13 protein-coding genes are annotated in these 14,942 nt (G+C 56.2%); 1 reads left to right on the top strand and 12 read right to left on the bottom strand.

What is annotated here, in order from left to right:
• Positions 1 to 7: 7 nt before the first annotated feature.
• The 12 genes from CSQ86_RS03670 to CSQ86_RS03615 all read right to left on the bottom strand — a co-directional run bounded on the left by CSQ86_RS03670 (position 8) and on the right by CSQ86_RS03615 (position 13,779).
• Positions 8 to 2,083 (bottom strand): glycoside hydrolase family 31 protein, encoded by a 2,076-nt coding sequence (locus tag CSQ86_RS03670; RefSeq protein WP_100493789.1) that lies wholly within the window; start codon positions 2,081 to 2,083, stop codon positions 8 to 10.
• 5 nt (positions 2,084 to 2,088) lie between these two features.
• Positions 2,089 to 2,904, bottom strand: coding sequence for a carbohydrate ABC transporter permease (locus tag CSQ86_RS03665; protein ID WP_100493788.1), 816 nt, complete (start codon positions 2,902 to 2,904; stop codon positions 2,089 to 2,091).
• 7 nt (positions 2,905 to 2,911) lie between these two features.
• Positions 2,912 to 3,871 carry a carbohydrate ABC transporter permease gene (locus tag CSQ86_RS03660; protein ID WP_243387606.1) on the bottom strand — a complete coding sequence of 320 codons (960 nt, stop codon included), beginning with the start codon at positions 3,869 to 3,871 and terminating at the stop codon, positions 2,912 to 2,914.
• A 166-nt stretch (positions 3,872 to 4,037) separates the two neighbouring features.
• Entirely contained in the window at positions 4,038 to 5,219 is a 1,182-nt protein-coding gene (locus CSQ86_RS03655) for an ABC transporter substrate-binding protein (RefSeq protein ID WP_100493787.1), read from the bottom strand.
• A gap of 143 nt (positions 5,220 to 5,362) precedes the next feature.
• On the bottom strand, positions 5,363 to 6,379 hold the full coding sequence (locus CSQ86_RS03650; RefSeq protein ID WP_100493786.1) for a LacI family DNA-binding transcriptional regulator: 1,017 nt from the start codon (positions 6,377 to 6,379) through the stop codon (positions 5,363 to 5,365).
• Positions 6,380 to 6,788: 409 nt separating this feature from the next.
• Positions 6,789 to 7,514 carry a bifunctional 1-(5-phosphoribosyl)-5-((5-phosphoribosylamino)methylideneamino)imidazole-4-carboxamide isomerase/phosphoribosylanthranilate isomerase PriA gene (gene priA, locus CSQ86_RS03645; protein WP_100493785.1) on the bottom strand — a complete coding sequence of 242 codons (726 nt, stop codon included), beginning with the start codon at positions 7,512 to 7,514 and terminating at the stop codon, positions 6,789 to 6,791.
• Positions 7,515 to 7,567: 53 nt separating this feature from the next.
• Positions 7,568 to 8,215: an imidazole glycerol phosphate synthase subunit HisH gene (gene hisH, locus CSQ86_RS03640; protein ID WP_100493784.1), complete on the bottom strand. Its 648-nt coding sequence runs from the start codon at positions 8,213 to 8,215 to the stop codon at positions 7,568 to 7,570.
• Positions 8,216 to 8,248: 33 nt separating this feature from the next.
• Entirely contained in the window at positions 8,249 to 8,992 is a 744-nt protein-coding gene (locus CSQ86_RS03635) for a hypothetical protein (protein WP_100493783.1), read from the bottom strand.
• The gene (gene hisB, locus CSQ86_RS03630) at positions 8,992 to 9,594 is read right to left on the bottom strand and encodes an imidazoleglycerol-phosphate dehydratase HisB (protein WP_100493782.1); all 603 of its coding nucleotides are present in this window, start codon (positions 9,592 to 9,594) and stop codon (positions 8,992 to 8,994) included. Before hisB ends, CSQ86_RS03635 begins: the two co-directional genes overlap by 1 nt.
• A gap of 92 nt (positions 9,595 to 9,686) precedes the next feature.
• Positions 9,687 to 10,847 (bottom strand): histidinol-phosphate transaminase, encoded by a 1,161-nt coding sequence (locus CSQ86_RS03625; protein WP_100493781.1) that lies wholly within the window; start codon positions 10,845 to 10,847, stop codon positions 9,687 to 9,689.
• Positions 10,844 to 12,241, bottom strand: coding sequence for a histidinol dehydrogenase (gene hisD, locus CSQ86_RS03620; protein WP_165773732.1), 1,398 nt, complete (start codon positions 12,239 to 12,241; stop codon positions 10,844 to 10,846). The genes CSQ86_RS03625 and hisD overlap by 4 nt, the downstream gene beginning before the upstream one ends.
• A 71-nt stretch (positions 12,242 to 12,312) precedes the next feature.
• Positions 12,313 to 13,779: a xylulokinase gene (locus CSQ86_RS03615; RefSeq protein ID WP_100493780.1), complete on the bottom strand. Its 1,467-nt coding sequence runs from the start codon at positions 13,777 to 13,779 to the stop codon at positions 12,313 to 12,315.
• A gap of 117 nt (positions 13,780 to 13,896) precedes the next feature.
• Here CSQ86_RS03615 and CSQ86_RS03610 point away from each other — a divergent pair, with 117 nt between their 5' ends.
• A complete protein-coding gene (locus CSQ86_RS03610) occupies positions 13,897 to 14,724 on the top strand; it encodes an aldo/keto reductase (protein ID WP_100493779.1) in 828 nt (275 codons plus the stop codon).
• Positions 14,725 to 14,942 lie beyond the last annotated feature (218 nt).

Genomic DNA, 14,942 nt, shown 5'->3' with positions numbered 1-14,942 from the left:
TCAGGCGTCATAGCGTCCCGGTCAACCCATGATCATGCCCATTGCGGGCAAAGACCGGAACCGAACTCAACGGAGCGGAAGCCGTGATGGTGCTTCCGCCTGCGTATGATTCGCCATTGCGCACATCTATCCAAGTCACATTGGCGTCGCCCGGCAGGTAGACATCACGCTCGCGAGCTCCGTATTCCAGAACCGGAGCCACCAGCAAATCAGGACCGAATAGGTATTCATCAGCTACATCCGCGGCTTTGGTGTCCGAGGGGAATTCATAGAACAGACCACGAACCAACGGCTGCCCGTCGGTGTGGGCGGCATCAAATAGCTCTCGCGTATAAGGCCGCAAGGTTTCGCGTAGTTTGATGAATTTGACGAGGATCTTCTCGACGTCCTCCCCCATGCTCCACGGTTCGTTATCGGCGCCGGAAGGCGAACAGCGAGAACCGTCGGAACGGGTGATGGTTTCCTTCATGGTGCCGTCCGGCTGCAATGCGGAACGGTCACCGTGATTGCGCATCACCGGTGAGAAGCAGGAGAACTGGGCCCAGCGCAGAAACACTTCGTGGAAGTAGTCAGAGTTGATATCACCGTCGTGGAATCCGCCCATATCCGTGGTGAACCAAGGTATGCCGGCCATACCCATATGGATGGCACAGGTGATCTGATGCTTCAAATCATCGAACGTCGAACCGACGTCTCCGGACCAGACCAGTGCGCCGTATTTCTGCGAGCCGGCCCATGCGCAACGTGTCAGGTTGACGATTTGCCCTTCACGACCGTATGCCAGCTGGCCTTCATAGAAACCGCGGTTGTAATCGCGCGGGTAGGTGTTGCCCACCTGCACGTTTGGCCCGGTGTAATAGCGGTAGTTGTCAAAGTTGTACGAGCCATATTCAGGTTCGGCTTCGTCCAGCCAGAAGGCATCCACACCGTAGTCGGCGTAGTTCTTCTTGCATTTCTCCCACACATAGGAGCGTGCGGCGGGATTGGTCGCATCATAATACTGGCTCGGCTCTTCGAACATCATGCCGAGGTCTTCGCCACGTTCCGCTTTGACGAGCAGATTCTTGGATTTCATCTCCACATAGTTTTCGGAGTTGATGGACACCTGCGGCCATACGGACACCATGAGTTTGACGCACATCTGATGCAGCTCATCACACATGGCTTTGGGATCGGGCCAGAATTCTTGTTCAAAGCGGTAATCCCCCATATACGGCCAGTGGAAGAAATCAATAACAATCAAATCCAGTGGAATGCCACGCTTCTTAAAGCCGCGTGCGACATTCAGCAATTGTTCCTGGTTCCAATACCGCAGTTTGCACTGCCAGAATCCCAAGCCCCATTCGGGCATCACTGGCGCATGGCCGGTGGCGTTCGCATAGTTGCGTTCGATATCGGCCGGTGTGGCACCGACGGTAATCCAATAATCAATTTGTTTTGAGGATTCAGCCTTCCACACAGTACGGTTCTTCGCAAACGTTGCCTCGCCCACCGCCGGATTGTTCCACAGGAAGCCATATCCGGCGGAAGAGACCACGAACGGCACGGATGCCTGCGAGTTGCGATGCGCAAGTTCGAACGTCGAACCTTTGAGATCCATCACATGCTGTTGATATTCGCCCATGCCATAGAGATGCTCGTCTTCCGGAGCCACGAACGACACCGTGATGGCATGATCACCGCCTGAGATGGGTTCATAACGACGCGCCTGCAGATTCAATGAACCACCTTCGGGCAGCTCCTTGAACAGCAGAGAACCATCTGAAGTCTTCCAGAAACTGAGCGTGCAACGGAACTCCTCATATCCGGAAGAGCCATACCGCCAATGCCGGGCTTCGGCTTTGACGGTGATCTCACCGTTCACGAATTGAGCGGTGTCGTTTTCGGTATCAATCGTAACGGTAGCCGATTCTCCGGAGCCGCCCGGAAGCTGTTCCAAAGCGAAGTCCAAGTCAAGAGGCTCATGCATTTTCGAGGCGCGGACGCGCACGGAATCCCTGCCCCACGGATCGATGCGCAAGTATTCACCATCACCGGTCCAAACCAATGAGTGGCCATTATCAATAGCGGAGAATTGAGTCATGATAATCAGTCCTTGATCGCGCCTGCAGTGACACCTGCGGCGACATATTTCTGAGCAACGATGAGCAGCAGTGCAGTTGGCACGGAAGCCACCACGGCTGAAGCCATCAGCGGACCCCATTCCTGGTTTTGCGCGCCGATATAGTCGTAAATGCCCATGGTGATCGGGCGAAGTTTGCCGCCACCGGAGTCAAGCGTGGAGGCGAACATGAAGTCGCTCCATGCCCAAAGGAACGCGAACAGCGATGTGGTGACGATCGAGTTACGGCTCAATGGCACTACGATCTTGGTGAACACGGTCCACTTGGATGCGCCATCGATTTCAGCAGCTTCGATCAGCGAGCGCGGCATACCAGCCATGAAACTGGAAAGCAGCATTACGGCAAACGGCACTGCAACAGTGCTGTCGGCCAGAATCAGGCCGGGAATCGTATCGAGCAGGCCAATCTGGGAATAAATCTGGTAAAAGCCAAGTGCCATAACCACAGCTGGAATCATCTGCGCCACTACAAGAATGAAGTTGACGGTCTTCTCACCGGCGAGTCGAAGAATCGAAATGGCGTATGCGGCCGGCAGGGAAATCAGCAGTGTCAACGCCACGCAGCATAAGGCGATCAGCAATGATGTGCCCAGATATGGCATTTGATCGCGGAACACGGCTGCGAAGTTGTCAAGTGTGAAATCCTTCGGCCATAAGTCGCCGGAACGTATGGAGCGACGCTGGGTGAAGGATATATTGATCATCCAGTACACCGGGAACAGCATGATCAGGGTAAGAATGATGCCGATAAGGGTCTTCCACCACGTAGAACGATGTTGCATGATAATGTCACTTCCTCTTCGTGGACTTTTTGGTCTTCTTGGCCTGATTTTCACTGCGCTGCGCCCACAGGTAGATGAAGGCGAATACCAGGGCGATGAGAATCAGGATGGTGCCGACCACCGAAGCTTCTGAATATTTGATAGTGGACGAATACCCCTTGCCGAAGGCCATTGCATACGACCATGTGGCCAAGGTTTGCGAGGTGCCGGAACCTTTGGTCATGATCCAGATGATGTCCACGGTTTTGAGCGTGTAGACGAAGCCGAGCAGGAGCGTAATCATGGTGACCGGCTTTAACAGCGGGAACGTGATCTTCCAGAATTTCTGCCAGGCGTTGCAGCCATCCAGCGAAGCCGCCTCGTAAAGGTCGACATTGATGTTCTGCAATCCGGAGTAGAGAATCACCAGATTGAATGGAATACCTAGCCAGATGTTGGCGATGATCACCGCCCACAACGAATGATCAGCCTGCAGCCACCAGATGGGATCAACACCGAATAATCCGAGGAATTTGTTGATCACGCCGTTGTCAGCGTCCATCATCCACTGCCATGTGGTGCCGGATACCATCGGCGGCAGCAACCACGGCACTAGAAATGCACCGCGGAGTAAACCTGAGAGTTTGAAGTTTTGATTGAAGAATACGGCGAGCGCAAGGCCAATCCAGTATTGGAAGAAGATGGAGATGATGACGAACACCATGGTCTGGCCGAACGTAACCCAGAACTCGTGGGAGCCCACCACTTCCTTGTAAATGTCCAAACCCGACCAGGGGGCTTCTCCGGTGACAAATGTTCTGCGCGTGTACCGATGCAAGCTCATGGAAATGTTCTGCACAAGTGGCGCGATGTAGAAAATCAGTAGATAGATAATGAGTGGGGCTGCGAACCCGATGGCGGCCAGAGTGGATGTTTTCATCCACTTACGCGGCTGAGTGCCTGCCGCCTGCTGCACTGCGGTTGTCATGAAGGAATCACCTCGAAATAGCGAGTGACGTATGTCAGTGTCAAGAAAAGGAAAAGGCAAAGGAAAAGCATGGGAGACAGCAGCTTGTGCTGCACGGCATTTTGCTTCTGACTCCCATGCTTGTAGGAGGAAGGAGAAAACGAATAGGAATGCGGCTTCGCGCCTATCAGGAGTTCAGTGCGGCCTGCAGGTTCTTAGAAAGCGTGGCGGAGATGTCCTCGTACTTGAGGCCGACTTTCGTGGTACGGCCTTCTGCCTTCTCCACGGAATCGACCCACGGTTCCCATAGCGGGTTTTCTGCCACCTGCTTGGTGCGCACGTCCTTCTTGGCGGCCAGGTAGCCCAAGGTCTCATTGGTCTTGACGAGGTTATCATCGCTGGTCAGGCAGTTGATCACATCCGCCGCAGCCTTGGTCTTATCTGCATTGGCCTTCTTGTGGAACGGTAGGGTGGCGAATTCACCACCAGTCGGCACGTTAGCCACACCGCCGTCCTTGGCTGGAATCGGTATGGACTTGAAGCCCTTTTCCTGTGCGGTGGCGGCCTGCCAAGAGCCATTTTCAGCGAAACCATATTCACCGGTTAGGAACAAATCCCAGGAGGCGGACTGGTTATCGGTGGCCACGGACTTTGGAGCCCAACCGTTCTTCACCCACCCGGACAGCAGATCCTGTGCATCCTTGGCGGCTTGGGATTCCGGCTTGCTCAGGTCGCCGTTCACACCCCAGAACCAAGGCTCGAACTGGAAGACGCCTTCCTCGCCGGTGATGCCAGAGAAAGTGATGCCCTTAGCGCCAGAGTCAACGACCTTCTTGATGGCCTCGTTCAAGGAGTCCCAATCCTTGACAGTTGAAATATCTACGCCGGCCTTTTCCAACACCTGCGGGTTGTAATACAGTCCCAATGCGTTGGTGCCGAATGCCACACCATACTGAGTACCGTCCACCACGCCTGGGCCTTCGATGTTCTCATCAAAACCATCGGTGTTCACTCCAGCATCCTTGACATCGGTGATGAGACCTGCATCTACAGCGGATGGCATGGCGGGGTTGTCGATGATCGCCACGTCCGGAGCATTGTCCGCTTTGACCGCAGTGGTGAGATTGTTAATCAAATCGGCGGTGGCCACACCCTGGCGCTTCAGCGTATAGCCATCAGGCGCGCAGGATTGTACGAGCTTGTCCCAGTCCGATCCGGCCTTATGCTGTGGATACGGATCCCAGAAATTGATGGTTTTGTCATTTTCCGAGGATCCGGATGCGGAGGAACTTCCACATGCCGTAACTCCTACCGTCATTGCGGCCACGGCCGTCAGTGCCACAGCGGCACGAATCTTGCTCAACTTCATTGTCTGTCCTTTCAGAAGATTGCACCAGCAAGCTTTTAACCGGTTCAATGAGTGGTTGTAAAGCAGCGGCGCTTTGTTGAACCGGTTAAATCACAGTATAAGAATCATAATCAAGAAAGTCAAATCATTGAATTAAAACTTTTTTATTCATTGCTTTCCGGTGCGTCCACCGACCCGGCATCAATGCGCTGCGCATCGACCAGTATGCACTGCTCCTCTGCGGCACGGCCTCGGATGCGCCTATCCAGCACCTCCACAGCATGCTTCGCCACTTCATTGAGGTTGATGCTCATAGAAGTGAACGGCATCCTCATCCCCGTTGCCATCTGATCGGGAGCAAGCGTCACCACGGAAATATCGTCCGGCACCTCGACATCAAGGTCTTTGAATACCTGCTGAGCGGATACCAACGCGGCATCATTATGAATAATCATCGCCGTAGCATCCGGGAAGGCAAGCAACGCCTGTTTCACCGCTAGATCCGACCCGAGCACTTCATTATCCGAGTACACCATATGCAAATCCATGCCGCGCTCACGTGCACGGAGTATGGCGGCATCACGAAACCTTAGCGCGAAGTTCAAACCGGAATCATATGTATGCCGAGGCCACCCCACCAGCAGCACCTCACGATGCCCCGCATCAGCCAACACATCCACCAGCTGGCTCGCGGCGCCTTCAAAATTGGAATCCACGTAATCAAGACCACCAAGCTCTTTGGGCTTACCCAATAGAACTCCTGGGAACTGTGTTTTTTGTAGCACCTTGACCCTTGGATCATCGTCGCGAACCTCAAGCAATATCACGCCGTCGAATTTCCGCGCATCAATAGCGCTACTCAGCGCTTGCGGCGAATCATTGGTCAGTAACAGTGAGTCGTATCCCATGTCATGCGCGGCAGCTGAAAGCGCATATAAATACGCGCCCATGGAAAGAGAAAAGCCATTGCCCTGCAACGCCGGCGAAACAATACAAATCGTATCCGTACGCGATGTGGAAAGCGATCGAGCCATGTGATTAACCGAGTATCCCAACTCGTCCATCGCTTTACGTACCTTCGCCGCGGTTTTTTCGGTGATAAGAGGACTATTAGACAGCACGTACGATACCGTGGCTTTTGATACCCCCGCTCTTTTAGCCACATCCTGCATCGTCACCATAAAGTCCTCCTCATTATTTGTTATTGACGATTTATTTCAATAGTACCTATTTGAACCGCGTCAATACACGCATACAACTATCCGAAGCACACAAACCAACGCACCCTAGACAGTCAGCCTCCTGTCAGCGAACTTACACCGTCCATAATTCGGGTAAACATCCCCATCACCCTGAATTTTGGACACTGACTCGAACTCAGTGTCCGAAATTACGACAGGCAAGGCTAATTCCCTGAATTCTGGACGCCAACACTTTCTTAGTGTCCATAATTCGGGAAAATGGGGATAATTATCGGAATTATGGACGCCAAGAGTGCAATTCCCCGTGTAACCCGTTGCCTCCTATGAAAATGTGGGGCATCTCGGTTGAAATACCCCACATCATGCGATGAGTTTCTATATCCGTGGCTTACTTCGCGACTTCCAGTGCTTCCTGGAGGGTGAAGGCGCGCGCGTAGAGGGACTTGCCGAGGATTGCGGCGTCCACGCCCAAGTCAGCCAGGGTTTTGATGGCGCGCAGATCGTCCAGCTTGGAGATGCCGCCGGATGCGGTCACCTTGGCGTTGGTGCGTTCGGCCACTTCACGTAGCAGTTCGATGTTCGGACCGGACATCATGCCGTCCTTGGCCACATCGGTCACCACGTAACGAGAGCAGCCCACGGAATCCAAGAACTTCATGGTTTCGAATAGGTCGCCGCCCTCGCGGGTCCAGCCGCGGGCAGCCAAAGTATGGCCACGCACATCAAGCCCTACAGCCACACGGTCGCCATACTTCTTGATGACTGAAGCCGTCCAATCCGGGTTTTCCAAAGCGGCGGTACCGATGTTGACGCGGGCAGCACCAGCTTCCAATGCAGCATCCAGCGAATCATCATCGCGTACGCCACCGGAGAGCTCGATGTTCACCTTGTCGCCAAGCTCATGGACGATTTGGCGCAACTGGTCACGGTTGTTGCCCGTGCCGAAAGCGGCATCCAAATCAACCAAGTGAATCCATTCGGCACCGGCTTCAACCCACGTGCGAGCGGCCTCGAACGGTGAGCCGTAATCAGTTTCGGAACCGGATTCGCCTTGGCGCAGGCGCACGGCCTTGCCATCGCGCACATCAACGGCGGGGAGCAGAGTCAACGACATAGTGGTAAACCTTTCTTCAAATACCTGGCAACAGGTTGTTAAGCCCCAAGTTGTTACAGTGTGGCGATCCAGTTCTTCAGCAGCTGGGCACCGGCATCGCCGGATTTCTCCGGATGGAACTGGGTGGCGAACAGCGGGCCATGTTCGTAGGCGGCCACGAATCGAGAGCGATCGTATTGGCACCAGCTCACACGCTCGGGTTCATCACCGAAATCAATGGAGAAACGTGAAGTGTCAGCCGGGCTCACGCCCATAGCCGCATAGGAGTGCACGAAGTAGAAGCGCTCATGTTCCACACCCTTGAGCAGCACGGAACCTTCGGCAGCCTCAATGGTATCCCAGCCCATGTGCGGCACCACATCGGCATCCAACGGATCCACGGAACCGCCGATCAGACCGACGCCATCAGCCTGCTCGCCATGCTCGGTACCATGTTCGAACATGATTTGCTCGCCTACGCATACGCCGAGCACCGGGCGGCCGGCGCGGATGCGATCGTAGATGACGCGGTCGCCGTCCACTTGCTTCAGGCCTTCCATGCAGGCCGCAAATGCGCCGACGCCAGGCACCACGAGACCATCCGCTTCAAGTGCCTGACGGTAATCGGACGTCAGCGTGGTATCAACGCCAAGATTCGCCAATGCGCGCACCATGGAGCGCACATTGCCGAAACCGTAGTCGAATACAACTGCCGTGGTCATAAGCTTCTCCCCTACCTTGTGATTTCCGTATGCTTATTCGATTCGCGAACCGCGACCGGCACGCCCCTGCTTGGTGTGCTTGGCGATGATTTCCATAGCCTTGTCATGGTCGAGTTCCGCGGAGTTCACGACTTCGAATCCTTGACTTTTGAGTTGCACCAGCGGCACAATGCCGAGCATCAAATCCTCCACGAATCGTGGCGTGGAATTGAACAGCACCGGCGGAGCAAACGTCTGACCGGCTTCGCCCTGCATATACATGGTGGCTTCGAGCTTGTCGGCACGATTCACTGCCAAGACCACGGCCATGCCGGATACCACGGTGGTCAAATCCTTGGCAGCAGCCTCCGGGCCATCGCCATCAAGGTTCTTCAAGACGGCGACGGCACCCTGATTGGATCCGATGCATTCGGCCGAAATGTCGGAAAGCTGGCAGAATGCGGCCAGCAGGTCGGCAGCGGCGATACGCGTGACAATCAGCGCGATTTTCGCCTTGTTGCCAAGTAATCCGGCAAGTTCGTTATCGAAACCAACTGAGGGATCGACTACGTCGGCCATTGCCTCATTGACTGCATCGGCTACATTGGCCACATCAGCATCATCAACGGAGTCGGTGTCGGCAGAGGCATTGGCGGCATCAGCTGTACTCGCATCCTCGTCGGCGAATTCCTTTTCGAATCCGGCGAGTGCTGCCTCCAGTTCTTCGTCCGAGAAATGCGACTCGTTATCCGGATCCGAATTCAAATCCTGGTTCTTATCGTCGGTATTGTCGGCCATCACAGAGCTCCCTTGGTGCTCGGAATCAAGCCTTCGATACGCGGGTCAGGTTCGATGGCGAAACGCAACGCACGGGCCAATGCCTTGAATTCGGCTTCGGCGATGTGGTGCGGATCACGGCCGGCGAGCACCTGCATGTGCAGGCAGATACCGGCGTGCAGTGCGATGGATTCCATCACATGCCGGACCAGCGAGCCGGTGAAGTGACCGCCCATCATGCAGTATTCGAAGCCTTCCGGCTCGCCGGAGCATACGCAGTACGGGCGGCCGGAAATATCAACCACGGCCTTGGCCAAAGCCTCATCCAGCGGCACAGTGGCGTCGGCGAATCGGCGGATACCGCGCTTGTCTCCCAGCGCCTGCTTCAGAGCCTCGCCGAATACGATGGCGGTGTCTTCCACGGTGTGATGCACATCGATATCGGTGTCGCCGTGAGCGTGAATCTTCAAATCAATCAGCGAATGCTTGCCGAGCGCGTTCATCATGTGATTGTAGAACGGCACCGAGGTGTCGATGTCGGTCTGACCGGTGCCGTCGAGGTTCAGCTCAAGGTCGATGTGTGATTCGCTGGTTTCGCGAACAATATGTGCGGTTCTTGCCATCATGTCTCCTGATTATGTGCGAATGGAACGGACACGGCAGGGCCCGGATTGTACCGGTGCCCTGCCGCAGTTCCGAAGTGGAAGTGTGTTGCCTAGGCTGCTTCTACGACACGGAGCACTTCGGCGAGGGCGTTACGGAAGGTTTCCATTTCCTCGTCGGTGCCCATGCATACGCGCAGCCAACCGTCCGGTCCGACTACGCGAATCAGGACTCCGCGCTTCAACAGCTCGTCGAAGATGGCGTCACGCTTGTCAAAATGGCCACCGAAGAGCAGGAAGTTGGAGCCGGATTCGGCCACTTCGAGGTGCTGCCCCTTGTAAGTCTGCTGCTTCAACCATTCGGCGGTGGCTTCGCGGGTTTCACGCAGGTGTTCCACACGGCTCAGCTGTTCGTCGGTGTGCTCGAAAGCAGCCAGTGCGGCGGCTTGGGTCACAGCGGACAGATGATACGGCATGCGTACGATGCGCACGCAATCGATGATGCCCTTGTCGGCTGCGAGATAGCCGACGCGTGCGCCGGCGAAGGCGAATGCCTTGCTCATCGTGCGGCTGACGGCCAGGTTCGGATGGTCCTTGATCAGGCTGACAGCACTCGGAGTACCAGGCTTGCGGAACTCCACGTAGGCTTCGTCGATGACGAGAATCGGATGCATGCCTTCTCCGGCTCCCGCGACTTCGGCGGTTTCGCAGGCGGCGAGGATACGCTCGATGTCCTCCATCGGCAGCGGGGTGCCGGTAGGATTGTTCGGGCTGGTCAGCAAAACCATCGAGGGCTTGACCTCGTTGATGGCTTCGATGACCTTCTCCACGTTCAGTGTGAAGTCCGGGTTGCGGTGAGCGAGCTTCCAGCCGGTGAACGTGTCACGCGCATATTCCGGATACATGGAATACGTGGGGTCGGCGCCCAGAGCCGTGCGACCGGGCCCACCGAACGCCTGGAACAACTGGAGCATGATCTCGTTGGAGCCGTTCGCGCCCCAGAGTTCGTCCACGTCCAGTCGGGTGCCGGATTCGCGGGCCAGATAGTCGCTGAATGCCTTGCGAAGCTCAATGTGTTCGCGATCCGGGTAGCGGTTCAGTGTTGGTGCGATTTCACGCACGCGCTTGGCGATGGTGTCGCATACGGCCGGATCCGGAGCGTACGGATTTTCGTTGACATTCAGGCACACCGGTACGTCGAGCTGCGGGGCTCCATACGGTTCCTCGCCGATCAGGTCGTTGCGCAGCGGCAGGTTGGAGGGAATAGTGCTCACAGCAGACCAGCTTCCTTTTCCTGTTCGCGCAGGGTTTCCTTGTTATACGGGTCTTCCACGAAGCGGGAGAGCACGCATTCACCGTGTGCCGGCAGGTCTTCGGAAACTGCGAACGCGTTGATGCGGGCGGCGAGTTCCTTCAGACCTTCCTCGTCGTATTCGATGACTTCGACGGGCTTCATGAACGTGTGCACGCCGAGGCCTGCAGCGAAGCGAGCGGTGCCGCCGGTGGGCAGCACGTGGTTGGAACCGGACATGTAATCGCCCAGCGGCACCGGGGAGTACGGGCCGCGGAAGATGGCACCGGCGTTCTTGATGCGCTTGACCACGGCGTCCGCGTCCTTGGTCTGGATTTCCAAGTGCTCGGCGGCGTACGCGTTGGCGGCATCGATGGACTGGTCGAGACCATCGGTCAGCACGATGGCGGACTGGGCGCCGGACAGAGACGTGTGCACGCGTTCAGCGTGCTCGGTCTTCGGCACACGGTAGTTGAGGTTCTCCTGCACTTTTTCGGCTAGTTCAGGAGAATCGGTGAACAGTACAGAGCCGGCGAGCTCGTCGTGCTCGGCCTGGCCGATCAGATCGGCGGCGAGCAGGCTTGGGTTGGCGTCCTTATCGGCGATGATGCCGATTTCGGTCGGGCCGGCCACGGCATCGATACCCACGAATGCGGAAACCAGGGACTTGGCGGTAGCCACGAAAATGTTGCCCGGACCGGTGATCTTGTCGACCGGATCGCACAGCACGTCGCCGTCCTGTGGCTCGGAACCCTTGGCACCATAGGCGAACATGGCGATGGCCTGTGCTCCGCCGACCGCGTACACTTCGTCGACACCAAGGATGGCACAGGTGGCGAGAATGGTCTTGTTCGGCAGGCCTTCCGCGTTATCGCGTGCGGGTGGAGTGGCAATGGCCAGGGATTCGACGCCTGCGGCCTGTGCCGGCACGGCGTTCATAATCACGGAAGATGGGTACACGGCCTTGCCGCCAGGCACGTACAGGCCAACGCGTTGAATCGGAATCCAACGTTCGGCGACGCGAGCACCGGGAGCCAGATCCGTGTGGAAGTCCTTCGGCACCTGGTTCTTGGCCACGGCACGGGCGCGACGCACCGACTCCTCGATGGCTGCACGGACTTCAGGGTCGAGCGTGGTGAGCGCATCGGCAATCGCTTCGGCCGGCACGCGCAGGTTCTTGGGGCGCACATGGTCGAACTTTTCCTCAAAGTCACGCAGGGCTGCCGCACCGCGCTCCTTGACATCGTCAAGAATCGGGCGCACCAGATCGGTGGCTTCGGAGGTGCCCATTGCGGCGCGCGGCATCGCGGCCAGCAGTTCGGCACGGGACAGTTTCTGACCACGAAGGTCGATGATTCGCATGATGTTCTCGCTCATAACGCCTCATCGTAGCAATGTGAAGCCACGAAGTGCCCGGAAACGTTCACTTTCACCCGTATCGTGAGATATCAGACGGTTTGCAGTGTGCATATAGACGGATATAGCTTGAGGAACCGTGGGTAACGCTCGTTATATACACGCACGGCTTTCGGATTTGGCACATAGGTCGTGGTCTCGGCGATGTTTGAAGCGAGGTCAGGCTGATCAAACACCAATGAAGTGAGCGCCACGGCCGGCAGGATATCAGCGTTGGCGTATACGTCAATCGGATGGTTCAGCACACCGGCGAGAATCTGGCACCATGCGGTTTCGCGGGCGCCGCCACCGATCAACGATATGGATATCGGCTCGGCATCGAAGCTTTCCATCCCTTGACGAATCGAAAATGCCACACCTTCCAATGCCGCCCGAGCCATATCCGCTTGCGTGGTATCCGGCGTGATGCCAACGTATGTGCCGCGAATGGTCGGATTCATCACCGGGAACCGTTCCCCCACCAAATACGGCAGGCATAGCACGCCATTGGCTCCGGGCGCTGATGCTGCAATCAACTCATGGACTTCGGCATAATCACCGTTCGCGAATACACCGGTCGCCCATTTGTGCACGTCACCGGCATTAAGGAACGGCACCGCGTTTACGAATCCCGGTTCCACACCAAACTTCAGGTTCGCGGCCCCCGGTTTGTTGACGAATGGTTCCGGAGACACAGTGGCAATCCAACCGGATGTACCGATATTGATGTTGTACTGGCCGGGTCTGGCGACGCCGCTGGCGAATGTAGTGGCACCGGCGTCGCCAATGCCGGCGTGCACCGCAGTGCCGGTGGCAAATCCAGTAAGCGCTGCAGCTGCCACAGTCACAGTGCCGATGCGATCCTGTGGCTTATGCAGCTCAGGCAACAGTGCGATATCGATGCCCGCAGCCTCGCACAGTTCCTTATCCCACTGCCCGGCGCGAATATTCATTGCACCGGCTGTTGAGCATGCTACTACATCGCCAATGCACGTGCCCGTCAGCTGTGCGATGAGATAATCCTTGGAGCTGATCAGCACATGACGCATGCGCTCGAACGTTGCCGGCTCATGATCTCGCAGCCACATGAGCTTCGGCAGCGGCAGGCAACCTTCCAAACGGTTGCCTACGGTTTCAAGGAATCGTGCTGTACCACCCAAGTATGCATTGCCGAGTTGTTCGGCTTCGGCATCCGCGCGACCGTCCGAGTACAGGATCGCATTGCATACAGGCTTGAGTTCGGCATCCAACGCAATGACGTCCTGCATCTGCCCGCTGAAGATAATGCCGGCAACTTGCGCAGCAGTAAAGCCAGGTTCGCGCTCTTGCGCTTGAGCAAGCATCGTTTGGGATACTTGGCAGAATGCCTGCCACCATTCATTAGGATTCTGCTCGCGAAAATCGCCATCGATGATCAGTGTGAGGTCACAACTTGCACTGGCGACAATCTGCCCGTCCTCAGCCACCAGCGCGCCTTTCAGTGCCGTGGTTCCCGCATCAAACGCTGCAACATACTGCATAGTCCGCTCCGTTATATAAGCCACGATGAGATTCCTCACCAAGCAAAATCCGCATAATCAGCTGTTCTGATTCGTAGAATAGCTCAGGAACGTACTGATTCGAGTAAGCGAGGCATTATGGCGCTTCAATCGACGATTACCCTCAACAATGGCACGGTGATTCCTCAGGTTGGTTTGGGCGTGTTCCAGACTCCTGACGGAGAAACCACCATCAACGCCGTACAGACAGCGTTGGAGAACGGCTACCGCCACATTGATACGGCGATGATCTATCGCAACGAGGCTTCCGTGGGCGAAGGTATTCGCCGTGCTGGTGTGCCGCGTGAGGATTTCTTCCTGACCACCAAGCTCTGGAATGACGATATTCGCGCGCATCGCGGGCTTGAGGCGTTCCAGGAGAGCCTCGACCGTTTGGGACTGGATTATGTGGACCTGTATCTGATTCATTGGCCTGCGGATGGTTGGCAGCAGGCTTGGGATGATCTGCAGAAGATTTATCAATCCGGCCGTGCCAAGGCCATTGGCGTAAGCAATTTCCAGCAGCATCATATTGAAGAGCTGTTGAAGAACAGTGACGTGGTCCCTGCTGTAGATCAAATCGAATCCTCCCCGCAGTTCACCAACCAAGAGCTGATTGATTTCCTTGCCGGTAAGGGCATTCATACCGAGGCATGGAGCCCGCTGGGCGGTACTGGCGGCAACCTGCTTGCCGAGCCGGTGCTGGCTGAAATCGGTGCCAAGTACGGCAAGTCCGCCGCTCAAGTGGTGATTCGTTGGCACATCCAGCGCGGCATCGTCGTGCTGCCGAAGTCCACCCACGCCGAGCGTATTAAGCAGAACTTCGACGTATTCGACTTCAACCTGGCACCTGAGGATATGGCCGCCGTTACCGCGCTCAACACCGGTAAGCGCAACGGCGCCGATCCTGACAACTTCGATTTCTAGTTTTCTAATTATTAGGTTTGACTAATCAAAAAGCCTTTCAGATTATCTCTGAAAGGCTTTTTGTATATCTGGTTAAGTTATAGGTCTGGATAATGGTTGAGGCCCGGGAGCGTGTGCTCTACCGGGCCTCGTTACGTGTGTATGCGGCGGTGTGCTACTCTCCCACACTCTGTCGGGTGCAGTACCATCGCCGTGCCAGGCCTTAGCTTCCGGGTTCG

It is taken from the genome of Bifidobacterium felsineum, from assembly GCF_002802915.1.
Classification (GTDB): Bacteria; Actinomycetota; Actinomycetes; order Actinomycetales; family Bifidobacteriaceae; genus Bifidobacterium; species Bifidobacterium felsineum.
Note: the sequence above shows the minus strand (reverse complement) of the source record. Positions and strands in the feature narration are given on the sequence as shown.